The following is a 22,287-nucleotide window of genomic DNA, read 5'->3' on the forward strand; positions in this document are numbered from 1 at the left end:
AAATATTTAAAATGAAAAGAATAATTTATTGTTTAGCAATTTTAGGGATAACCTTAGTGGGTTGTAACCCTATTGAAGACATCTATAATGACTTAGATGCATCAGCAGATCCAATTCAAGGATCAGAATCTTACACACTTACAAGTGATGATTATGATGAGTTAGAATTAGGTTTTGGTAGTTTTAATTCTGTTGAGGAAGCTAAAGCGCTTTTGCCGGATTTTTTAGCTAATAAATATCCATTTTGGGGTCAAGGATCTTCAGTTTTAGTTGGATACCAATTATATGTTGGAAACGCTGAAGGTGTTTCTGATTTAACTAATTCTGATATTTACCAATTAACTAATTCTGATTATGCAACTACAGGTAGTGATGCTTTTGGATTCTACCCAAATGTAAATGCAACATCTCAAATTCCTGATGTATTAACTGCTCAAATCACTGCTCCTACTGAAGGACAAGTAGTTTTAGCAAAATACAAGCAGTATACTGAAAACCCAGTTGTTGGTTTAGCTAACTTAGTAGAGTATAACTTTGCAGGTAGTTTTGAAGGATGGACAATTGTTGAAGAAACTGGAGCAGACGATGTTTGGACATCTTCAACAGGATACCTTCAAGGAAATGGTTATTTTGGATCAGCAGTAACAAATGAAGAGTGGATTGTTTCTCCTTCAGTGGACTTAACTGACGAGAGTGATCTTAAATTTCAAATTACACAAGAACTTGATTTTGCAGATGATGCTTCACTAGTTAAAATTTTAGTGTCTACAGATTACACAGGAGATGTATTAACTGCTACTTGGGATGAGATTACATTAGCAAATCCTGCTACTGGTGATATGGCTGCTTCAGAAGATTACGATTTTTCTGCTTACGATGGTCAAGTTATTAATGTAGCTTTAAAATATGAGTCTATAGGTGATGATCCTGCAACGACTACAGTTGATGAAGGTGACGCTGGAAGATGGAGAATCTCTAACATAGCTATTAAAACTCTAGGAGCAACAGGTACAACAAATTCTAAAGGAGAATACTTTATGTACTCAGGTGGTACATGGGTAGCAATGGAAGGTGTTTATTACTTAAGTTCTGCAGATTATGACGCAATGGGTACAGCTTCTGGACAACCAGGTGAGTATAATAACTTTAGTAGTTCATTATCTCCAAACTCTTATTTACCAACGTTCTTAGATTTAAATTTCCCTTACGGTCAAGAGGATGAGGAGTTATTTATTGTTTACGATTATTTCTCTAGTTCTTCAGGAGCACAAAGAAGAGGTAACTTATACACTGTAGTTAATGGCGAGTTTGAAGCTCATCAATCTACTATATCTACAACGCTTCAGTTTGGATTTGATAACGGTCTTTGGGTACCAGATAATACAATTAGATATACTTTAGCTGCTGAAGATTACGTTACTATAGCATCTGCTTTAGAGGCGGATTATCCAACAGCAACTGCAAGTATGTTAAACTATGGGAATATGGACAGAAGAGTTGGTAACAGTGCAGAATGGACAAACCCAATGGTACTTGAAGCAGTAGCTGTGGTGTTAAACCAAATGGATCCTTCTGCTGCTGAAGAGCAAAAGTATGTTGTGACTATAGAAGTTTACAATGGTAGTAATACTACTGAAGACTTTGCAGTTATTAAAATGGGAGGAATTTGGGTATACCAATAGATTTCTAATTTATAACACATAATAAATTTTAAAAGCCTCTTCAATTGAAGAGGCTTTTTTTATGTAATTAATTATTACCTTTAGACCTTAATTAATAAACTAAAAATATATGTATTCAACATTAAAATGGTTACATCATTATTGGGCATATTTGGTGCTTTTTATGATTGTAGTGGCAACCTTTAACGCAGTGTATAAAACAGTGACAAAAAAGGAGTATGAAGCAAGAGATTTTAGAATGTCTCTTTTTACATTAATTGTATCTCATATACATTTATTAATTGGTATTGTGCTTTGGTTTGCTGCAGACTACTTCTCTGAAATGAGTATGGGCGAAATCATGAAAAATGCAACAATGCGATCAAATGTTGTAGAGCATCCTGTTGCTATGATTCTAGCTGTAGCCTTAATTACTATTGGATATTCAAAGCATAAAAAGAAACTAACATCTACTAACAAACTTAAGTCAATTGCAATCTTTTACAGCATTGCATTAGTTTTAGTGTTAGCTAAAATACCATGGAAAGCATGGTTAAATTTATAGTATAAAAAAAGCGACCTTAATTAAGGTCGCTTTTTTTTATTTATATAATTTAAAAATTAATTCTTCTTAACTTCTGTTTCAGATGTGGTGTCAGTGTCTTTTACCTCTTTAACTAAGTAGATGTAAACAGGGAAGTGATCACTAAACCCATTAGTAAATCCACCATCAGCAAAACTTCTTAAAGGATAACCTTTGTAACGACCCTTTTTGTTTACTAAATAGTATTTATTAAATATACCTGCTTTATAGTAGGTAAAGTTTGAATAATCCTTGTCTAAAAAAGGCTTAGTAATCATTATTTGATCAAATAAACTCCATGCATCTCTATAAGCAGTAGTACCTAATCCCTCTTTTTTAAACATGTCAATATAAGGATTGTAAATACCTTTAAAGTCAACTTTGTTTTTGTCGCTTTCAGCTTTTAAAACATCCTTAACACTAGAGTTTGTTGGGTCATCATTTAAATCTCCCATAGTAATAATTTTAGCATAAGGATCTATAGATTGTAAACTATCAATGATACTTTTGTTTAGCTTAGCAGCTGCAACACGTTTTGGTCTGCTTCTAGCTTCTCCACCACTTCTTGATGGCCAGTGGTTAACAATAATGTGCATTGTTTCTCCTTCTAGTTTTCCCGTAACTAATAGTTGGTCTCTTGTGTTAACGCGTTTACGTGTTTTATCATCGTAAATTTTTAAAGTATGCGTGCTTTTTGATACCACTTGAAATAATGATTTTTGATAAAGTAAACCAACATCAATACTTCTGTTATCAGGACCATCAAAATGTACAATACCATAATCCTTACCTAATAATAAAGGGTCGTTTACAACATCTTCAATTACATTAATGTTTTCAACCTCACAAATACCGATAAGTGCAGGTGTGTTATTAGTAACGTCACTTCCAACATCTGCGATAACACGTGCCATATTATGTACTTTTTTCTTGTACACTTCAGAGCGGTCTGCTTTAAGTTCCATCATCGGACTAGCCTCATCATATTTTGTTGGATCATTAATCGTGTCAAATAAATTTTCAAGATTATAAAAAGCAACAGTATGTACTTTAAACTTCTTCTTTTCTTGAGCATTTACAGAAAAAACAACCGTTAAACAAAACGCTGCAGCCCAGAATTTAAAATTTTTCATGTATTCTAATATTATGTTATAGTTATGTTAATACAAAACTCCTGCCAAAAGTAGATATTTATTATAAATAATGTAAATTTGCACGCCTTAAATAATGATTATTTAACGGTTAAGCATTTTTATTAACTATAATTTCTAGTATGAAAAAAAGTTTTTTAATTTTTTTATTCGGAATTTTCTCAACGTTTACGCTTGTTGCACAACAAACTACAGTAAAAGGTAGTGTTAAGGACGCAGTAACGGATGAGCCTATTCCAGATGTAACAGTATCCATTCAAAAAACAGTATTGACTGAAAAAACAGATGGGTTTGGTCAGTTTACTTTTAAGAATGAAGTCCCTTTAGGAGAGCAAATTCTTAAAATTGAAAAAGATGGATTTACTACAAAGTTTTATCCAATCATTATCAACGAAGGTAAGACGCTTGATATCCAAGATATGACTTTAGATCTAGCAGTTACAAACGAGCAAGATTTATTTACCATTACTTTGTCTGATGACGAGTTAAATGATGACACAAGTGGTTCTGATAATATTTCAGGATTATTATCTGCTTCTCAAGACATTTTTCAGCGTACAGCTGCTTTTGAGTTTAGTTCATCATTTTTCAGAATTAAAGGTTTAGATTCTGACAACGCCAAAGTATTAATTAATGGTGTTGAAATGAATAAGCAAGATACTGGTCGTCCACAATGGAGTAATTGGGGAGGATTAAACGACGTTATGCGTAACCAAGAGTTAAGTTTAGGGTTAACACCATCGGCTTACACATTTGGAGGTGTATTAGGATCTACAAATATTAATACTAGAGCTTCTAATTACAGAGAAGGTGGTCGTATTACTTACTCTTCTTCAAACAGAAGTTATACAAATCGTTTAATGGCTAGTTATGCTTCTGGATTAATGGAAGATGGTTGGGCATATACACTTATGATTGGTAGACGTTGGGGAGACGAAGGTTTTCAGGATGCATCATTATATGATTCAAATTCATTTTTTGCTTCTGTAGAAAAGAAAATAAACGATAAGCATAGCATTAACTTTACGTCTATATACGCACCAAACAGAAGAGGAAAATCTTCTGCAAATACACAAGAGGTTTATGATCTTAAAGGTATTAAGTATAATGAGTTTTGGGGAGATTTTGATGGAGAGCAAAAAAATTCTCGTATTAAAGAAGTGGAAGAGCCAATTTTAATGTTAAACCATTATTGGGATATCACTGAAAAAACAAGCTTAAATACAAACATAGGTTACCAATTTGGTAAAGTAGGAAACAGTCGTTTAGATTATGCTGGAGGAGAAAATCCAAGTCCTGCATACTACCAAAACCTACCAAGTTATTTTCTTGAAGATGACGATTTAGCTGGTGCATATGAAGCTGAACAAGAGTTTTTAAATGATGGTCAAATTGATTGGAACAGAATTTTAGATGCTAACTTAACTAATAATATAACAGGTGCAAATGCTGCCTACGTATTATATGAAGATAGAAACGATGATAAGCAATTAACATTAAATACTATTTTTAATACTGAGATTAACCAAAACATTCTGTTTAATGCAGGTGTAAATTATAAAAAATTAGATTCTGAAAACTTTGCTGAAATTATTGATTTATTAGGAAGCACAACAGGAGCTTTAAATGTTGATTCTTTCAGTCAAAATCAATTTGATTTAAACAATCCTGACCAAGTTGCTTTTGTAGGAGATAAATTTAGATACAACTATAATTTATATGTTAACGAAATATCTGGTTTTGCTCAAGCACAATTCAAATACAACAAAGTTGATTTTTATTTAGCAGGAAGCGTAACAAAAACAGATTACCAAAGAGAAGGTTTATATAAAAACGAAAACCAAGTATATATCGAAAACGGTATTGAAAGAGACAACTCATTTGGTAAAGGAGATAAAATCGAATTTACAGGATATGGTGCAAAAGCAGGATTTACTTATAAAATATCTGGTAAACATTTATTAGATTTTAATGGAGCTTATATCGCAAAAGCACCTTCTATCAGAAACACATATACAAACTCTAGAGAAAGTCATGATTATGTTGGTGTTATTAATGGTGTAAATAATACAGATATTAATATTACTGAAGAGAAAATTTCATCAGTAGATGCAAGTTATATCTTTAGATCTCCAATTATCAAAGCTAAATTAACAGGTTTTTATACTAAAATAGAAGATGCTAACGAAGTAGGTTTCTTCTTTACACAAGGTAGTACTACAGGATTTATCCAAGAAGTATTGTCAGGAGTAGAAAAACAACACATTGGTGGAGAGTTTGGTATAGAAGCACAAGTAACACCTACTATTAAATTAAAAGGTGCGGCATCAGTAGGACAATATACTTACAACAATAATCCAAACTTGTATGTAACATCAACTTCAGAGGATTTTATTGATGTACAAGGTGGAGATGTTGTTAACACATCTGGATTAGTTAGTACATCTAACTTAAAGGATTATAAAGTGGCAGGTGGACCACAAACAGCTTATTCAGTTGGATTTGAATACAGAGATCCAGATTACTGGTGGTTTGGGGCAACAGCTAACTTTTTTGATAATGCTTACATAGACGTAAGTCCATTATCTAGATCAACTGAGTTTTACACAGATGCAGATGGATTACCGTATAATGATTACGATCCAGCAATTGCAAAAGAGTTATTACAACAAGAAAAATTTGATAGCTACATGGTAGTAAATTTAGTTGGAGGTAAGTCTTGGAAGATTGGAGATAAATTTATTGGTTTCTTTGCAAGTGTAGGTAACCTTTTGGATAAAGAATACAAAACTGGAGGTTTTGAACAAGGTAGACGTGCGGATTACAGAGCTTTAAGAGATGATGTAAACCTTGAAAAAAGAGTTTTTGGACCTAAATACTGGTATGGTAGAGGTGCTAATTACTTTGTAAATGTGTATCTTAGATTTTAAAAAGAAAAAGAAAAATTATTAATAATTAACATTACAATTATGAAAACGAATAAATTTTTAACATTAGCATTTAGTTTTATGGCTTTATTGGCTGTAACTTCTTGTGTAGAAAATGACGATTATTCAGTTCCAGAATCTCAAGGAAATGAAGAGAATGCTGCCTTAAATAAATTACTTTCAAAAATTGAATCAGGAGAAGTTGAGTTACAAACAATAACTCAAGTTAAATCTAACTTTGTACAATACGAAGCGACGCAATTTGTATCAGAAATAGCGGTTAAAGGTTATGTGTCTTCAAGTGACGAAACAGGAAACTTTTATAAAGAATTTTTTATCCAAGACAGTCCAACAGACCCAACACAAACTTTAAAGGTAGTGTTAAATCAAGCAGATACTTATAACCAATTTAATAAAGGTAGAGAGGTTTATATCTATCTTAAAGATTTATACATTGGTGAAACTAATACTGGTGATGATGTTGTAACTATTGGTGGTAAATTTGATACGTTTGATAACGATGTTTTAGAAATGACATCTAACCAAATACCTAACCACTTATTTAGATCTACAACTACAGAAACACTAATGCCTGTAGAATTAGAATTATCTGATGTAGGAGAAGAGCATATTGGTATGTTTGTTAAATTAGTTAACGTACAATTTCCTGCAGGTTTAGAAAACAAACCTTACGTAGATCCTACAGACGATTTTGATTCTCAAAGATCTATTGAAAGCTGTTCTGACGCTGGTTCTTTTACTTTAGAGTCTAGTACTTTTGCTGCTTTTAAAAATGAATTATTACCAACAGATGGAAAAGGTTCTATCTCTGGGATAGTAAACAAAACTTATGATGGTTACGACTTAATCATCAATTTAAATACTACAGATGATGTAGTAATGGATGGTTTTAGATGTGATCCTTTATTTCAAGATTCATTCTCTGCTGCTAACTTAGATAAGTGGACAACGTTTAGCGTTACAGGAGCACAAGAGTGGTATTATAACAGCTTTGGTAATCCAAGTGATAGTGCAACTATGAATGGCTTTGCTAGTGGAGCACAAACAAACGAAGATTGGTTAATCTCATTACCAATTGATTTATCTTCAGTACCATCTGCATTTTTATCTTTCCAAACAGTAAAACGTTATGGTGGTAATAACTTAGAAGTATTTTATGCTACAGATTATACAGGAGGAAATCCTAATACAGACGGAACATGGGTTGCATTAGCACCAACGTTAGATACTAACGAAGGTAGCTGGTCATCTTGGACAGATTCTGGTAGCTTAGATTTATCTGCTGCTGCTGGTGGAAATGTATTTATTGCTTTTAAATATACTTCAACAAGTTCTGCTGCTTCAACATGGGAAGTGGATAACGTAAAAATTTCTGCAGAATAATTTTTGCAAAAACTAATATCTAAAAAAAACCTGCTACATTGTAGCAGGTTTTTTTATTCAATTTATGACAACATTCGATCAACTTTTTTTTACTGTTTTTACTGCGTTTAAAGCGCGTTTTAAACAAAAGGCTAATACTATTGCTTTAGTTTATATCTCTGCGTTACAAATCGCCTTGTTCTTTTTATTAGGTGTTTTTACCGCAACATTTTTAACCAAAATGAATGCATCTACTATTTCAAGTCAAAAAGCATGGACCTTATTTGTACTTATTGCGATAGCAATACATATTAAAAACTGGTTAAAGTACAGTGGTAAAACTAGAAAGGTACTTAACGCAAAGTTTAATAGAAGTAAAGCAAGCAGTCACAATCTAACATTACTGTTAAGTTTGCCTTTAGTTAGTTTAATACTTGCAATAATTTTACTGCAAAGTATGTAATCCTACTTAACGTATTAAAAAAAGCCTGCTATATAATAGCAGGCTTTTTTTATGTCTTATGATTTGATTATAACCTTTAATGGATTCAAAACGACCAATAGCCTATTTGGTCTTTATTTACAGGGTCTGACTCTAGACATTTGTGCTATAGCGACAACTCCCAATAAATTGATTAATGCAAATTTTAATAAAGAAGGGTAACAAAACTAAAGGCTTCTTTATATAAACGTGTATAACTAAAATTTAAAAATGTAAATCATGAAAACTCTATTAAAATTTTTATTAATCGTATTTGTATTTGCTTCGGCATTTACTACAAACGCACAACAGGATGACAATAACTATTTTCAATTGTCACCAAGAATTGGTTATGACTTTCCAAGTTATAACAATAACACACCTTTTATAGATTATAATGGTGGAATGGATTTAGGATTATCCTTAGATTATTACTGGAATTGGTTTGGTCTAGGGTTTGATTTTGATTATATCAAAAACCAACCAGAAAGCACCTATCCAACAGACAATCTTTTTTACGCAGGAGGAGGTCAAATTAATAATTTCATTTTGTCAGAAGATGATATTTCTAGAGTCTTCTTTGGTATAGGTCCAAATTTCCAATATCGTAGTCAGTCTAGACGTTTCTCTACAGAGCTGAATACAAGAGTTGGTTTAGCGTCAATAAAAGGTGGAAGAACATTGTTAACAGACGATCCTGCTTCAACACTACTAAACTTTCATTCTGGTTATGACTTATCTAGTGTTTTTAGTTTTAAAGGACAATTGCGTTTCACCTATTACTTAAACGATAATTTTGGGATTAATGTAGGTGCTTATTATTTAAAACATTTTAGTGCTACAGAGCAATTGGATCCAACATTAAATATAGCTGCAGGATACCATCCTTTTAACACGGTTAATGATGTAGACGTAAATTTTAATAGCCTAGATCAAAGTGGTCCAGTGTTAAGAGAGGAACCTTGTGATTGTGATATATCTTCAGTAGGACTATTTGCAGGAGTAACTTTTAAATTTAATAAAAAAGAAAAAGTATCTGTATGCGAAGTATGTGGAGAAGACCACATGCCAAGATGTTGTGCGACTTGTGGTTGTGGTGTAACGATTACAGCTAGAGATAAATACACAGACGAAACATTACCTTTTACAGACGTAGTGTTAACAGACCTAAACGGAAATATTGTGCAGTCTGGTGTGACTAACGCATATGGAGTTGTAGTATTTAATGATGTTGCTGAAGCAGATTTAATAGTAAAAGGAAAACTACATGGTATAAACCTAGAAGAAACAAGTATTACTAAAGATGATTTTAAAGCGTGTAAGAAAGATGGTAATAGCATTCAAAAAGTTATTAGATATGGTGATTTAAACTTCATCCTAAAAGGAAACGTAGTAGAGTGTAATACAGATAAAGGTATTCAAGGGGTTGATATTCTTCTTAAAGATAAAGTTAAAGCTGGACAAAAAAACACCTTGTCTGACTTAGATGGTGGATTTATTTTTCATTTAAAACAAGCGTCTACTTATGCGTTAAACGGAAATAAAGATGGGTATTTTTCTAATGAAGTAGAAGTGTCTACATCTGATATTGATCGTAATAAATCACTATTTATTGATTTTGAAATGTGTGTGAATCCTTGTGGTCAAGCCATTAAATTAGATAACATTATTTTTAATTTAGATAAATGGGATATTCTTCCAGCAGCAAGACCAGACTTAGATTATGTTGTCAAATTAATGCAAGATAATCCAACCATTAAAGTGGAAATGTCATCACACACAGACTCTAGAGGTAGTAACCAATACAACCAAGAGTTATCTCAAAAAAGAGCACAATCTACAGTAGATTATTTAATGACTAAAGGAATTTCTAGAGACCGTTTAATTGCTCGTGGAGCAGGAGAGTCAGAGTTGTTAAATCGTTGTGCAGATGGCGTGCAATGCTCAGAAAATGAACACACTATTAATCGTAGAACAGAATTTAAAGTTGTGTGTATCAATTAAATTAAAAGCTATAAATCAATGTCAAATTAAGGCAGTATATAAAACAAAAAGCTGCCTTAATTTATTAAAAATTATAATCATGAAAACAATATATAAAATGAAAAATAACGATTCAGAATCTAGATTTTTCACATCAATAAAATTAGTAGTAATAACCGTTTTAACTTTATTTGCTTCTGCATGTAGTGATGACGAGGCTTGCGGTTATACCACACCATCAGACACCTTTCCATTTTCATGTGACTCTGGTATGGACGTAGCGTTTTTAATAGACTATACAGGTAGTATGGGAGAAGCTATTGAAGGTATTAAAAGTTCAATTTCATCAATAGCAACAAGTATTGTAACAGAGTCTGGTGGTGATTACCGATTGTCGTTATCAGTTTTTGACGAGGTTACTGCAGGTACTACTCCTAGTTACAATACTCAGGTTGGATATACTAATTTACCTACTGCGCAAAAACAAGTTATTACTACAGGTACACCTACTGACCAATACTTAACCATGATGGAGCCATTTGCTACTGCAAATCAAACAACTTTTAGCACGCAATTAGCTAATTTAAATAGTGCAAATATGTCATTGGGTTCTGGTAATGGTTTTGCAGAGCCTGGAGCATTATTACTAGATCAAATTTTAAATAATAATTTTTCGGGATCTTGGAGATCTGGTATAACTAAACTAGTATTTATAATTACAGATGCACCAGCAGGAGGAGATGATGATATTAATACTGCTATTGATGATACCTTTTTAAATGGATTGGCTACTCAAGCTAATTTAGATAACGTGCAATTAGTTTTAGTATCCACATTAGCATCGTCTAATTATGAGCTAGAGCTTATTAATAATAATATTTTAGGAGATAAAATGATTGTCCCTAACTTTAATAGTATAGCAGAAAATATTATCACACTAATCGAAAATATTTGCGACGGAAACGAAGAATAATCATTACATAATTTCAAAATTAGTCTAACAAACTCAAGACTGTTAATACAAATAGTCTTGAGTTTTATTAAATTTTAAACAATGAAAAAACTCTTTACACTACTAATAACATCTCTTATTTTATCGTCATGTACAGATGCAAATAATGGTTTAACTAAAGCATTAGCTTTACAAAACATTAAAGCTTGCGATGCAGAAAATCCAGTGGAATTTATAAAAGGAATTTATGTTGGTAAAATGACCTATCAAAATGCAGGAACAAGTCTAGCAGAGTTAGTTTACATTAAAAAATTAGCAAAATCTGGGATTGTAGTCTTGGATTCATTATCCTCTAGCAATCAACAAATGTCAGATCATATCAGGATAAATACCGTTTATAATGTTTCCATTAAACCAGAATATAAAAAGCATATTACCAAACAGAAGGACAATATTGCTTATGTTAGATTAGTCTCTAGAGAAGTACAAGAAGTAACATCTATTACATTAAAAAACGATGTTAGAGCAGATGTGATGGCAACTTTTAAAAAGATAAAAACACCATTTTATGACATTCAATTTGATCAATCAACCAGGTTAAAAACAAGACAAGATGTGTTTACAGAAGTCATTGGTTTTAATAAGTCAAATAAAGATGGTTGGACAAGTTGCTTTTTAAAAGAAAACAAACAGTAATAAAATATATTAAAAAGTAAAATACTAACTTAGTAATCTAGCTATTAATTTAAACCACCAACCAATGAAAAATTTAACATCAAAGTCATTACTAATCATTTGTTTAGTACTAGGGTTTTTACTCTTTCAAGAGTGTCAAAAAAACAACGATTCTTACAAAGAACCAACAGGTTTAATCTCATTAAAAAAAGCAGAAATGTATGAGAAAAACTATCTTGAAAACCAATATAAATTTATAAACGAAAAATTAAATCAGCCATTAGTGGATACCATAGAAGGTGTCGACATGCAGGATAGTGATTATATTAAAGACTCTAGAGCGATTCGTTTTAGTCTTGAAGAATTAGAAAACTACATAAAATACGTTAAAGCTTATACTGATAAAGAATATGCAAAAGACGAAATTAGTTTAAGAGTATATTTTGGAGCCAAAAATGTAAAATTTGAAAAAGACAAGGATAGCGTCATGCGCTCCACCTTATTTTTTATTCCAACGGTTAAAGAAGTTACTAGAAACACTGAAGCTCCACATCAAAACATTAACCAGTTAAACCCACTTAACTATGGTAGTGCAGGAGATCCTGATAGTATAGAATATAAAACTAAAGGATAATCTAAATTATGCTTAGCCAAGATATTATATTAAGATTAATAATGTGGTTACCACAAATTGCAGCTTTTGTATTTGCAATTGTAATGTGGCCAAAGTATAAAAATACTACACAGCGCAATTTTATATACTTCTTAGGTTTTGTGTTGGTTATTGAGTGTTTTGGCTACTTATTACCTATTTTATATGGTGTTAAAAGTGGCTATGTATATAATGTTTATACTATATTATCCGGATTGTTTTTACTTACTTGGTTTAAGTCCATATTACAAACAAAAAAACTGGTCATCGTCTTTATTTTTGTATTCATTACATCAATTGGTTATTCTCTTTTTTTTCAAGCGTTTGGTGTATTATGGAAAATCCCCTTAGTCGTTTTAGCAATTGCAATACTAATTTGTAGCACAGTATTTTTTTCTGATTTATTAACCAAAAATGAGGTCGTCAATTTTAAAACCGACCAAAAATTTTGGATTGTTACAGGGTGTTTAGTCTTTTATATTGGCTATTTACCATTAGTATTGTTGCAAAAATATTTTGGATTGTCAGGTATTTACTATCGTATTCCTATCACGATTAACATCATTATAATGTTTGGATTTATAATAAAAAGCTTTTTATGTCTGAAAAAGAATTAATTTTCATAGCATTATTTTCAGTTGCTTTATTGGTGGTTTTATCACTAATATTTCTGTTTATGACGTTCAGCAATCGTAAAAACAAACTCATTCAAGAACAATTAGAAACTAAATTAAATAATCAAAAACGTCAACACGAGCTGGAACTTAATGCGCTTAGAGCACAAATGAATCCACATTTTGTGCACAATTCGCTTAACGCCATTCAATATTATATTCAGCTAAACGAAGTTGAAAAAAGTGAAGATTACCTATCTAAATTTTCAAAATTAATGCGACAATTTTTTGAGTATTCTCGAAAAGAACGCATTTCGGTTGAACACGAAATTTCGTTATTAAAAAATTATTTAGATATAGAAAAGCTTCGTTTTGAAGACGATTTTGACTTTCAATTAAATATAGATAATGCATTGGATACACAAGATTTATTTTTGCCTCCAATGATTTTACAACCTATTGTAGAAAACGCCATTAACCATGGTATCTTTCATAAAAAAGGAAAAGGAGAAGTTGTTATTGACTTTGTAAGTATCAATGATTATAGTTTTAAAGTTGAAATTACAGATGACGGAATAGGTATTAATAAGTCTAAACTTATGAATGCTAAAAAGAAGCAAACGCATACAGAACATTCTAGTTTTGTGTTAGAAGAGCGTTTGGCTTTATTAAAAGTAAGTAAACATTGGGATGTCGCGTTTACAATTCAGGATCGTGCAGATACATCCGATAAAACAGGAACCAAAGTCACCTTGATTTTTAAGGAAGGCTTAAATAAAGACGATTATGACCATTAAAACCATATTAATAGACGATGAGCGTAAAGCGTTAGCTATTTTAAAAAATAAGCTACAACGTTTATGTCCTAATGTTAAAATAATAGCAGAAAGCCAAAGCCCAAAAGAAGGGATTGAATTAATTAAAAGCCTAAAACCAGACTTGGTGTTTTTAGATATTGCAATGCCAGAATTAAGTGGGTTTGATGTGTTAAAGCAATTTGAAAATCCTGATTTTGAAATCATTTTTGCAACAGCTTTTGATAATTATGCTATTGAGGCTATAAAACATTGTGCAATTGGTTACTTAGTTAAACCTGTAGATAATAAAGACCTGGTAGAAGCTGTGGCTAATGCCGAAAAAAATATTGGTGATAAATCTGCGCTTCAAAAAAACAAACAGTTAATTGAAAACTTAGGTGTACAAACGTTTCAAAAAAAGAAAATTATAATTCCGTCTGTGGAAGGCTTAGAGTTTATTAAAATTGAAAACATTGTGCATTGCGAAGGCGAAGCGGGTTATACTAAAATTCATTTAAAAGAGGGTAAACCATTATTAAGCTCCAATAGTATTGGGCATTTTAATAAGTTATTAGAAAATAGTGACTTTTACTTAGTGCATAAATCACATTTAATAAACTTAAGTTATATAGAAAAATACCTGAATGAAGGTTATGTAATCTTGACCGGAAATGCAAAAATTCCTGTCTCGCGTAATCGCAGACAGGAATTTTTAGATCAACTTAAAAGCTGATATGTTACTGTACAGTTAACGTGTACTGTGGTGTTTTATTTAATGGGCAAAAGTATGTGTATTCTCCTTTTGCTAATGTTGTTGCGCTAGACGTTTGTGTTTCTCCATCCTTAACAACACTAGTTACGTAAGCAGTTTTAATGTGGTTTTCTGGGTTAGAAGCATCAGCACCTTTTTTTATTAGTACAAATCCAACATCTGTTCCAACAGCATTATTTGCTATTTCAAAAATATAAGTACCTTCACTTATAGTTAATCCTTTTTGGGTAAACTCACCTGTAGTTTGCTCTAATGCTACTGTTTTTATAGCATCATGTTTCATCATTTTGTCTTGTGCATTAACAGATACTAAAAGTGTTAATGTCATTACTAAAGTTGCGATTAATTTTTTCATTGTTATTTATTTTTAAGGTTATAATTAATTAAGATATTACTGTTTCTAATGGTTGTGCTACTGGAAAATCTACAGGGACTTGTGTTGTATTATGGATGTAGTTAGAGATTGTTTTATCACCAACTAAAGCAATAACATCAATTAAGTTTCCGTGGTTATAACCAGCGTCTAAAAAGTTGTTTAAAATTGTAGCGTCTGTTTTTCCTCTGGTTTCTGTAATGTTTTTAGCTAAAGCAGCTAAAGCATTAAACTTAGTGTCAAAAGAGGCTTTTCCTGCTCTTAATTCTAAAATTTGGTCGTCTGTAAAACCATTCATTTTACCAATTGCAGTGTGTGCAGATAAACAGTAAATACAGCTGTTTACTTCACTTACAGCAAGATTTACTACTTCTTTTTCTTTAGCTTTTAAAGAGGTCTTTGCATTTGCAAAATTCAAGTAGTTTTCTAAAGCAGTTTCGCTATTAGCATACGTTGCATATAAATTTGGTACAAATCCTACAGCTTTTTCTAATTGGTCAAAAATAGCTTGATTGGTTGCATTTACTTCGTCTCTTTTAAGTGCTTTAATAGGTGTCATAATCTTATGTTTTTAATGTTGTGTTTTTATATAATTGAATTGTCAATAATTCCTTTGTTAATTTCTGCATCACAATAGTAATCGTGTAATTGTTTATGCTCACAATGTTCTTGTGGATTGATAGATTTGGTTAGCTTTCTTTTTGCTTTTGTAAAGATTTCAATTAAATTGAATATAGATATGGTCGTTTTCATAATGCTGTTGTTTTTATATTACAGTGCAAAGATGCGACGCGAAAGCGGGTTTTAAAACGACGATATTACCTGAGTGGTTGTCGATTTTTCCCAAATTGTATTTTTGTGAAGAAATAAAGGCCTTAAATGTGGTTTATAAACCTTTTTTAAAGTCCGAAAGGGTAATTCTGGTTTGTTTTTTAAACAATCGGCTTAAGTGTGAAGCATCCTCAAAACCAATATCGTAAGCAATTTGCTTGGCAGTTTTGTCAGTATACATTAATTGACGTTTGGTTTCTAATACTAAACGCTCATGTATAATCTTTAAAGGGCTTTGTCCTGATTTAGCAAAGCTATTGGATAACGTTTTTGGAGACTTAAATAATTTTTCTGCGTAAAAACTAACTTGATGAGCTTCTTTAAAATGGGTTTCTACTAATAAGTTATACTGTCTTAATGTTTCGTCAGTAGCTTTATTAAGTGGCGTAGATGGTGTTTCGTTTTTAAGTAAACGTGTGGTCTTTATTATAAATCGTGCTAATAACATTCTAAGCATTTCGGCCTGAATAGTATCTTCCGTTTCAATTTCATCTAAAAACATATCATGAAGCACATTAAATTTGTGTTGCTCATTTTCGTTTAAAGAAATCACCGGAATAGTATCATTCCCAAAAAATAAAACACCAGCACAACCCACCTCTTTGTCATGGTCTTTTATGCAATAAAACTCTTGGTTAAATTGATAGACTACGCTATCGTCCCCATCAATGTATTTAAAATTTTGGATAGGTGTTAAGGATAATATTTGATGCGGTTTTAAAACCAAAGGGACGCCATCCACTTCTGCGGTAATGGTATTGCTACCCGTAAGAATAAAGGTGTAAAGCCCAATTTGCTTTGCGGTTGTAAACTGTTTTAAAAGACTTTGGTCAGAGATTTTTAATGTTCCGTTAGTGGAAAACTCTGTAAATGTTTTTAGCATAAGTATATAGTCTGATAAAGTAAGGCTACATTACATTTAAAAATAAATTTCTTGAGCCAATCTAAACGTATTTGCATGTGCCTCTACAATGGTTTTAATGTCAGGACTGTAACCACCACCCATGCTGCACATAACTGGGATGTTGTTAGTTTTACAGGTTTCTAAAACAAATTGATCACGTGCTTTACAGCCTGTCACGGTTAGTCCTAATTTGCCTAGTTTGTCTGTAGCAATCACGTCTACACCGCATAAATAATAAATAAAGTCGGGTTGGAAGTCTTTAATTAGTTTGGGTAATGTGTTATGTAAAATGGAAAGATATTCGGTGTCTCCAACATTATTTTCTAAAGCAATGTCTAAATCGCTTTGTTCTTTTTTAAAGGGATAATTATGTTTTCCGTGCATAGAAAAAGTAAACACCGAAGGATCATCCTTAAATATTTGGGCAGTCCCGTTACCTTGATGTACGTCCAGATCTACGATTAAAACACGTTTTGCTAATCCTTTTTTCTGAAGAAATCGAGCGCCAATGGCTTGATCATTTAACATGCAAAAGGCTTCGCCACGATTAGTATAGGCATGATGTGTTCCGCCAGCAATATTCATAGCAATGCCATGTTTTATAGCATATTTACTTGCTTTTATCGTACCGTCTGCAATCACAATTTCACGTTCAATTAAAACCTCACTCAACGGAAACCCAATTTTACGCGCCGCACGCTGATCCAATGTAATATTAAGCAAGTCGTAAAAATATTCGGGATCATGTACTGCCAGTATTGGTGCTTCGTTTAGCATTCTATTGGGTTCAAAAAAATTAGCCTCGGTACAAGTGCCTTCGTGTTTTAATTGTGCAGGAAGCAACTCATATTTTAGCATCGGAAACCGATGTCCCTCAGGTAATGGATGACAGTAAATAGGATGATAAGCTATTTTAAGCATAAGTAAATTGACAGTTTAAGTTTTAAATTTAGGGTTTAGTAGGTTCAAAAAAAAATTAACTGCGTTTTTAAAATTTAGTATCTTCTTAACAACTTATCGTATACCTTTGTACTTTAAATTAAAGTATAACATGGCAAGATTTAGCGTTTTAGTTATTTCTCTTTTAATAGGGTGGTCTACCTTCTTCACTTCTGAAGTTGAGGTCGCTGCTGTCGTGCAAAATACTTTTCCACAACATACAGTGCAAGCTAGTGCAGCCTTAAATTCTCAAGGTATAATTGTAAATTCTCAAATTGATCTTACAGTTAATGTACAGGCAGAAGACAGCATTACTTTTTTTAAGCAATTCGCTTTTGTAAATGCGGTTAGTAGGGAGCAGCAAGAAAATGTCTTGGTGTATCAAAAAACTAACACATCTATTGACGTTGGATTGTCCAAAACACAGATTATTTACCCTTTTCATTGGTTTACATAAGTACAATACGTTTTTATTAACTATTGCAACGCTTGTCTTTTAAGTAAAGATAATGTGTTGATTTCTTATACATTAAATCAAAATATTAAAACAATGAAAATTTCATTCTCATTACTAGCTATACTAGTAACATTAAGCGTATTTGTGCCTTTTTTTATATTCATCTTTAAAGGATTAAATAATACTACAAAAACAAAACATAAAGCAGAAAATCTATTAAAACCAAATGGGTTTAAGTACAAATTAAAAGAGGTTTGGAACAATAAATTTATCGGTTTAACCGAAGATAAAAAAGTACTATCCTATATTGCTTTTAAGCCAAACGAAAACCAAGTGTATAATTTAGAGCTTTCTGAAATCAAGTCATGCGAAGTCATTTCTGATTACAAAAAAGATATAGATAAAGTCACACGATTAAAGCATTTAGATTTAAAAATCTGGTTTTATACACCTAATAAAGAGGCTGTGGTTATTAGCTTTTTTGATACAGACGAAGCCTTTACAGAAGATTATGAAGCACGTAGAATAGAAAACTGGAAAGACATTATTGATAATAACTTAAAGGTTACAGTCAAAGCTAAAATGGCGTCTTAACGTATTGCATTAGTTTTATTAAAAGCATCAATCTATAAGTTATATTGATGCTTTTTTTATTTATGTAGTTTTAATTGTATGCGCTTTCGCGGAACATCAACCTCTAAAACCTTAACAATTACCTGTTGGTGTAAATGGACGTGCTCATTGACATCTTTTACAAAACTATCAGATAGGTTAGAGACATGTATTAAACCACTTTCTTTAATACCAACATCTACAAAACATCCAAAATTGGTGATGTTATTGACAATGCCTGGTAATAATTGACCCGCAACCAAGTCGTTAATTGTTTTAATATTTTGATTAAAAGTAAACACTTTAGCTTCTTCTCTAATATCTAATCCTGGCTTTTCAAGTTCTTTAATAATATCTTCTAAGGTTAGTAAACCAACAGTGTCAGTACAATAATTTTTTAATTCTATTTTTTTAAGCAACTCTTGATTGCCAATCAAATCATTTAAAGTGACCTTTAAATCTTTGGCCATTTTTTCGACTATATTATAACTCTCAGGATGCACTGCCGAGTCGTCTAACGGGTTTTTAGCCGCTCTAATTCTTAAAAAAGCAGCACCTTGTTCAAACGCTTTTCCGCCTAAACGGGGTACTTTTTTTATCGCATTTCGGCTAGTAAAAACACCGTGCTCATTTCTGTAGTTAAAGATGTTTTCTGCTAGTTTTGGACCAATACCAGAGACATAGCTTAGTAAAGACGTACTTGCAGTATTGATGTTTACACCAACACTATTTACGCAGTTTTCTACCACAACATCTAGTTCTTTCTGTAGTTTGCTTTGATCCACATCATGTTGGTATTGTCCAACACCAATAGACTTAGCGTCAATTTTTACCAGTTCTGCTAAAGGGTCTTGCAGGCGGCGCCCAATGGAGACACTACCTCTAACAGTGACATCGTAGTTTGGGAACTCGTCTCTTGCAATTTTTGAAGCAGAGTAAATACTAGCGCCAGCTTCGCTAACCACAAAGACTTGCATGTCTTTTTTAAATTGAATCTTTTTAACCAACGCTTCCGTTTCTCTGGATGCTGTTCCATTACCAATCGCAATAGCTTCAATGTTGTAAGCTTCCGTTAAAGTGGATAGCTTTTTTATAGCACCAATACTATCACTTTTTGGAGGATGCGGATATATGTTTTCGTTATGTAATAAAACTCCTTGTGCATCTAAGCAGACTATTTTACAGCCTGATCTAAAACCAGGATCAATTGCTAATACTCGTTTTTCGCCTAAAGGCGAACCCAATAATAGTTGTTTTAAGTTTTTTGCAAATACCGAAATAGCAGATGCATCAGCCTTCTCTTTTGCTTTTTGTAGCGCTTCGTTGCTTAAAGACGGGAATAATAGTCGTTTGTACGCGTCGCTAATGGCTAACTCAATCTGATCTGCGCAGGCGTTTTCGCTTTTAATAATGCGTCTGTCAATGTTTTCTAACGCCTTTATTTTATCTATTTCAATTTTAACACGAATAAAACCCTCTTTTTCTGCTCTTAAAATGGCTAATAATCTATGCGACGGAATACGACTTAACGCTTCTTCCCATTCAAAGTAGTCTCTGAATTTTTGAGCATTCTCATCCTCTTTTTTTGTTTTTACCACTTTCGTGGAAATCATAGCATGACGCTCCAATTGGTTACGTAAATTATTACGAATATCTGTGCGCTCGTTTATCCACTCAGCAATAATATGTCTTGCACCTTCCAAAGCGTCGTCCACTGTTTTAACGTCGCCTTTTACGTATTTAAATGCGATAGATTCCACATCATTTGCATTTTGTGACATGATGATTTTAGCTAAAGGTTCTAATCCATTTTTTCTTGCAGTTTCTGCCTTAGTTTTTCTGCTTTTTTTATACGGTAAGTATAAATCCTCAAGCGTTGTTAAGTCAGTACATGCTGTAACCTTGTCTTGCAATGCATCAGTTAAAACGTCTTGCTCTTCAAGTGCTTTTAAGATTGCTATTTTTCGTTTTTCTAAGGCTTCAAATTCTTCTTTATATTTTACAATATCTCCAATTTGGACTTCATCTAAATTTCCAGTTGCTTCTTTTCTGTATCTTGAAATAAACGGAATAGTTGCGTCCTGATTTAATAGGTCAATCGTATTTTTTACTGATGTTTCAGGTAATTTAGTCTTAGAAATTATATAGTTTAAAAGCATAAAAAAAGACCTTATTTTTTTATAATAAATAAGGTCTTGTAATATATTTAACTCTGATTAATTTTCCGAGTAAAATCGGACAAAATTCTAGTTTTCTCCAGACTCCATTTTAGCGTCATTAATCATTTTTTCATTTGGTAGAATGGCTACGTTTACACGTCTGTTTTTTGCTCTGCCTTCTGCAGTTGTATTATCATTAGTAGGTTGTGTCTCTCCAAACCAATTTGTTGTAAATCTACCGCTACTTAAGCCTTGATTTGTTAAGTAATTGGTAACAGCATTAGCTCTGTTTTTAGATAATGTCATGTTGTTTTCTTCGCTACCAACACTGTCTGTATGTCCAACAACTAAAATATTAGTATCTGGATACTCTTTAAATACAGCTACAAGTTTGTTAAGTGTCTCTTGCGACGCACCATTTACGTTATATTTTGCTGTGTCAAAATACACACCACTATTTTCGTCAAAAGTTACGACAATACCTTCGTCAACACGTTCCACTGTAGCACCAGGGATTTCTTCCTCTATTTTTTGTGCTTGTTTATCCATTTTGTTTCCAATAAGGATTCCGGCTCCACCACCAACAACTCCTCCAATAACAGCACCTAATTCTCCGTTACCACCTTTACCAACATTGTTACCAATTATGGCTCCTAAAATGGCTCCTCCAGTAGCACCAATGACACCACCTTTTTGTTTATTATTTGCATTTTTTACACTGCTACAATTTGTAAAGCTAAAAGCCATAGCAACTGTTAATGCACTTATTGATATTTTTTTTAATATAGATTTCATAGTTTTTATAATTTAGAAAAGTTCATGTTAATTGTAAATGGTTTACCATCAACTGTGAGGGTTTGTTCCCATCTCATGTTAGTGTCTGATAATTGGGCTAATTTTAATCTAAACCCTTGATTGCTTTCACTTTTCCCTTTAGCATCGGTTGGCTTTAATAAGAAGTTGTATAAACCTGTAGTTTCGTCTATCTCCTGAATAGTAAAGTTAAAGTTTCTTTCTCCTGTATTACAATTTGGAGTGTTTATGGTATAAATACCTGTATTATTATTTGGTATAAACTGCCAAGTACTTTGCTCAAAACATTCCTTAGATGTGTCATTTAATAATGATACATTATAAGTGCCTGATTGATTGTAATTAATGGTGTTTAAAACCCATTGACCTTTAATGGTTTTTTCTGATTGTCTTACTGTTTTTGAAGATCCACAGCTAAATAGTAGACTTAAAAACAAAACGGTTATTATTTGCTTCATGATTGTTTAATTTATTTGATACAAAGGTGCAATATTACTTGATATTTGATATTACACGATTATTAATATAGGTTATATAATTACCATTTTTAAAATTGTAATTGGTAAGG

Annotated in this window: 23 protein-coding genes; 14 read left to right on the top strand and 9 right to left on the bottom strand. The window is 32.2% G+C overall.

The window, feature by feature from the left end:
* Positions 1 to 11: 11 nt before the first annotated feature.
* Together JM82_RS14630 and JM82_RS14635 are read left to right on the top strand one after the other, a co-directional pair.
* Entirely contained in the window at positions 12 to 1,682 is a 1,671-nt protein-coding gene (locus tag JM82_RS14630) for a choice-of-anchor J domain-containing protein (protein ID WP_145005674.1), read from the top strand.
* 109 nt (positions 1,683 to 1,791) lie between these two features.
* Positions 1,792 to 2,226: a hypothetical protein gene (locus tag JM82_RS14635; protein ID WP_145005677.1), complete on the top strand. Its 435-nt coding sequence runs from the start codon at positions 1,792 to 1,794 to the stop codon at positions 2,224 to 2,226.
* Positions 2,227 to 2,282: 56 nt separating this feature from the next.
* Here JM82_RS14635 and JM82_RS14640 read toward each other — a convergent pair whose 3' ends face one another.
* The gene (locus tag JM82_RS14640; protein WP_145005680.1) at positions 2,283 to 3,377 is read right to left on the bottom strand and encodes an endonuclease/exonuclease/phosphatase family protein; all 1,095 of its coding nucleotides are present in this window, start codon (positions 3,375 to 3,377) and stop codon (positions 2,283 to 2,285) included.
* Between the two features lie 140 nt (positions 3,378 to 3,517).
* On the opposite strand from JM82_RS14640, the gene JM82_RS14645 reads away from it, so the two are divergent.
* The 10 genes from JM82_RS14645 (at position 3,518) to JM82_RS14690 (ending at position 14,592) form a co-directional block, all read left to right on the top strand.
* Entirely contained in the window at positions 3,518 to 6,325 is a 2,808-nt protein-coding gene (locus JM82_RS14645) for a TonB-dependent receptor (protein WP_145005683.1), read from the top strand.
* Between the two features lie 39 nt (positions 6,326 to 6,364).
* On the top strand, positions 6,365 to 7,726 hold the full coding sequence (locus JM82_RS14650) for a DUF5689 domain-containing protein (RefSeq protein ID WP_145005686.1): 1,362 nt from the start codon (positions 6,365 to 6,367) through the stop codon (positions 7,724 to 7,726).
* Between the two features lie 64 nt (positions 7,727 to 7,790).
* Entirely contained in the window at positions 7,791 to 8,168 is a 378-nt protein-coding gene (locus tag JM82_RS14655) for a hypothetical protein (protein WP_145005689.1), read from the top strand.
* Between the two features lie 258 nt (positions 8,169 to 8,426).
* Positions 8,427 to 10,190 (top strand): OmpA family protein, encoded by a 1,764-nt coding sequence (locus JM82_RS16585; RefSeq protein WP_315897459.1) that lies wholly within the window; start codon positions 8,427 to 8,429, stop codon positions 10,188 to 10,190.
* A gap of 79 nt (positions 10,191 to 10,269) precedes the next feature.
* Positions 10,270 to 11,142 carry a hypothetical protein gene (locus JM82_RS14665; protein ID WP_145005693.1) on the top strand — a complete coding sequence of 291 codons (873 nt, stop codon included), beginning with the start codon at positions 10,270 to 10,272 and terminating at the stop codon, positions 11,140 to 11,142.
* A gap of 81 nt (positions 11,143 to 11,223) precedes the next feature.
* On the top strand, positions 11,224 to 11,817 hold the full coding sequence (locus tag JM82_RS14670; RefSeq protein ID WP_145005696.1) for a hypothetical protein: 594 nt from the start codon (positions 11,224 to 11,226) through the stop codon (positions 11,815 to 11,817).
* A gap of 64 nt (positions 11,818 to 11,881) precedes the next feature.
* Positions 11,882 to 12,430: a hypothetical protein gene (locus JM82_RS14675; RefSeq protein WP_145005701.1), complete on the top strand. Its 549-nt coding sequence runs from the start codon at positions 11,882 to 11,884 to the stop codon at positions 12,428 to 12,430.
* 8 nt (positions 12,431 to 12,438) lie between these two features.
* On the top strand, positions 12,439 to 13,065 hold the full coding sequence (locus JM82_RS14680; protein ID WP_145005704.1) for a hypothetical protein: 627 nt from the start codon (positions 12,439 to 12,441) through the stop codon (positions 13,063 to 13,065).
* On the top strand, positions 13,047 to 13,859 hold the full coding sequence (locus JM82_RS14685; protein ID WP_145005707.1) for a sensor histidine kinase: 813 nt from the start codon (positions 13,047 to 13,049) through the stop codon (positions 13,857 to 13,859). The genes JM82_RS14680 and JM82_RS14685 overlap by 19 nt, the downstream gene beginning before the upstream one ends.
* Positions 13,849 to 14,592, top strand: coding sequence for a LytR/AlgR family response regulator transcription factor (locus tag JM82_RS14690; RefSeq protein ID WP_145005710.1), 744 nt, complete (start codon positions 13,849 to 13,851; stop codon positions 14,590 to 14,592). Before JM82_RS14685 ends, JM82_RS14690 begins: the two co-directional genes overlap by 11 nt.
* 4 nt (positions 14,593 to 14,596) lie before the next feature.
* On the opposite strand, the gene JM82_RS14695 is transcribed toward JM82_RS14690, so the two are convergent.
* The 5 genes from JM82_RS14695 to JM82_RS14710 form a co-directional block, all read right to left on the bottom strand.
* The gene (locus JM82_RS14695) at positions 14,597 to 14,986 is read right to left on the bottom strand and encodes a plastocyanin/azurin family copper-binding protein (protein WP_145005713.1); all 390 of its coding nucleotides are present in this window, start codon (positions 14,984 to 14,986) and stop codon (positions 14,597 to 14,599) included.
* Between the two features lie 28 nt (positions 14,987 to 15,014).
* The gene (locus tag JM82_RS14700) at positions 15,015 to 15,563 is read right to left on the bottom strand and encodes a carboxymuconolactone decarboxylase family protein (RefSeq protein WP_101202064.1); all 549 of its coding nucleotides are present in this window, start codon (positions 15,561 to 15,563) and stop codon (positions 15,015 to 15,017) included.
* A gap of 26 nt (positions 15,564 to 15,589) precedes the next feature.
* Positions 15,590 to 15,757, bottom strand: coding sequence for a hypothetical protein (locus JM82_RS16440; protein WP_157814064.1), 168 nt, complete (start codon positions 15,755 to 15,757; stop codon positions 15,590 to 15,592).
* A 133-nt stretch (positions 15,758 to 15,890) separates the two neighbouring features.
* Positions 15,891 to 16,718, bottom strand: a complete 828-nt coding sequence (locus tag JM82_RS14705) for a helix-turn-helix domain-containing protein (RefSeq protein WP_145005716.1) — start codon at positions 16,716 to 16,718, stop codon at positions 15,891 to 15,893.
* A 36-nt stretch (positions 16,719 to 16,754) separates the two neighbouring features.
* Positions 16,755 to 17,660, bottom strand: a complete 906-nt coding sequence (locus tag JM82_RS14710) for a histone deacetylase (RefSeq protein WP_145005719.1) — start codon at positions 17,658 to 17,660, stop codon at positions 16,755 to 16,757.
* 130 nt (positions 17,661 to 17,790) lie between these two features.
* Here JM82_RS14710 and JM82_RS14715 point away from each other — a divergent pair, with 130 nt between their 5' ends.
* Positions 17,791 to 18,135, top strand: coding sequence for a hypothetical protein (locus JM82_RS14715; RefSeq protein ID WP_145005723.1), 345 nt, complete (start codon positions 17,791 to 17,793; stop codon positions 18,133 to 18,135).
* A gap of 93 nt (positions 18,136 to 18,228) precedes the next feature.
* A complete protein-coding gene (locus JM82_RS14720) occupies positions 18,229 to 18,729 on the top strand; it encodes a hypothetical protein (protein WP_145005726.1) in 501 nt (166 codons plus the stop codon).
* 56 nt (positions 18,730 to 18,785) lie between these two features.
* Here JM82_RS14720 and JM82_RS14725 read toward each other — a convergent pair whose 3' ends face one another.
* The 3 genes from JM82_RS14725 to JM82_RS14735 all read right to left on the bottom strand — a co-directional run bounded on the left by JM82_RS14725 (position 18,786) and on the right by JM82_RS14735 (position 22,177).
* Positions 18,786 to 20,906, bottom strand: coding sequence for a Tex family protein (locus tag JM82_RS14725; RefSeq protein WP_145005729.1), 2,121 nt, complete (start codon positions 20,904 to 20,906; stop codon positions 18,786 to 18,788).
* Between the two features lie 87 nt (positions 20,907 to 20,993).
* Positions 20,994 to 21,701 (bottom strand): OmpA family protein, encoded by a 708-nt coding sequence (locus JM82_RS14730; protein WP_145005732.1) that lies wholly within the window; start codon positions 21,699 to 21,701, stop codon positions 20,994 to 20,996.
* Positions 21,702 to 21,706: 5 nt separating this feature from the next.
* Positions 21,707 to 22,177, bottom strand: a complete 471-nt coding sequence (locus JM82_RS14735) for a lipocalin family protein (protein ID WP_145005735.1) — start codon at positions 22,175 to 22,177, stop codon at positions 21,707 to 21,709.
* Positions 22,178 to 22,287: the final 110 nt, after the last annotated feature.

It is taken from the genome of Olleya sp. Hel_I_94 (assembly GCF_007827365.1).
Lineage (GTDB): Bacteria > Bacteroidota > Bacteroidia > Flavobacteriales > Flavobacteriaceae > Olleya.

Bases quoted from the DNA above. Each gene is read 5' to 3' on its own strand.
- JM82_RS14720 (WP_145005726.1), top strand. From the start codon at position 18,229: ATGAAAATTTCATTCTCATTACTAGCTATACTAGTAACATTAAGCGTA.
- JM82_RS14715 (WP_145005723.1), top strand. From the start codon at position 17,791: ATGGCAAGATTTAGCGTTTTAGTTATTTCTCTTTTAATAGGGTGGTCT.
- JM82_RS16585 (WP_315897459.1), top strand. From the start codon at position 8,427: ATGAAAACTCTATTAAAATTTTTATTAATCGTATTTGTATTTGCTTCG.
- JM82_RS14670 (WP_145005696.1), top strand. From the start codon at position 11,224: ATGAAAAAACTCTTTACACTACTAATAACATCTCTTATTTTATCGTCA.
- JM82_RS14640 (WP_145005680.1), bottom strand. From the start codon at position 3,377: ATGAAAAATTTTAAATTCTGGGCTGCAGCGTTTTGTTTAACGGTTGTT.
- JM82_RS14710 (WP_145005719.1), bottom strand. From the start codon at position 17,660: ATGCTTAAAATAGCTTATCATCCTATTTACTGTCATCCATTACCTGAG.
- JM82_RS14665 (WP_145005693.1), top strand. From the start codon at position 10,270: ATGAAAACAATATATAAAATGAAAAATAACGATTCAGAATCTAGATTT.
- JM82_RS14655 (WP_145005689.1), top strand. From the start codon at position 7,791: ATGACAACATTCGATCAACTTTTTTTTACTGTTTTTACTGCGTTTAAA.
- JM82_RS14675 (WP_145005701.1), top strand. From the start codon at position 11,882: ATGAAAAATTTAACATCAAAGTCATTACTAATCATTTGTTTAGTACTA.
- JM82_RS14650 (WP_145005686.1), top strand. From the start codon at position 6,365: ATGAAAACGAATAAATTTTTAACATTAGCATTTAGTTTTATGGCTTTA.
- JM82_RS14690 (WP_145005710.1), top strand. From the start codon at position 13,849: ATGACCATTAAAACCATATTAATAGACGATGAGCGTAAAGCGTTAGCT.
- JM82_RS14700 (WP_101202064.1), bottom strand. From the start codon at position 15,563: ATGACACCTATTAAAGCACTTAAAAGAGACGAAGTAAATGCAACCAAT.
- JM82_RS14635 (WP_145005677.1), top strand. From the start codon at position 1,792: ATGTATTCAACATTAAAATGGTTACATCATTATTGGGCATATTTGGTG.
- JM82_RS16440 (WP_157814064.1), bottom strand. From the start codon at position 15,757: ATGAAAACGACCATATCTATATTCAATTTAATTGAAATCTTTACAAAA.
- JM82_RS14725 (WP_145005729.1), bottom strand. From the start codon at position 20,906: ATGCTTTTAAACTATATAATTTCTAAGACTAAATTACCTGAAACATCA.
- JM82_RS14645 (WP_145005683.1), top strand. From the start codon at position 3,518: ATGAAAAAAAGTTTTTTAATTTTTTTATTCGGAATTTTCTCAACGTTT.
- JM82_RS14695 (WP_145005713.1), bottom strand. From the start codon at position 14,986: ATGAAAAAATTAATCGCAACTTTAGTAATGACATTAACACTTTTAGTA.
- JM82_RS14630 (WP_145005674.1), top strand. From the start codon at position 12: ATGAAAAGAATAATTTATTGTTTAGCAATTTTAGGGATAACCTTAGTG.
- JM82_RS14680 (WP_145005704.1), top strand. From the start codon at position 12,439: ATGCTTAGCCAAGATATTATATTAAGATTAATAATGTGGTTACCACAA.
- JM82_RS14735 (WP_145005735.1), bottom strand. From the start codon at position 22,177: ATGAAGCAAATAATAACCGTTTTGTTTTTAAGTCTACTATTTAGCTGT.
- JM82_RS14730 (WP_145005732.1), bottom strand. From the start codon at position 21,701: ATGAAATCTATATTAAAAAAAATATCAATAAGTGCATTAACAGTTGCT.
- JM82_RS14705 (WP_145005716.1), bottom strand. From the start codon at position 16,718: ATGCTAAAAACATTTACAGAGTTTTCCACTAACGGAACATTAAAAATC.
- JM82_RS14685 (WP_145005707.1), top strand. From the start codon at position 13,047: ATGTCTGAAAAAGAATTAATTTTCATAGCATTATTTTCAGTTGCTTTA.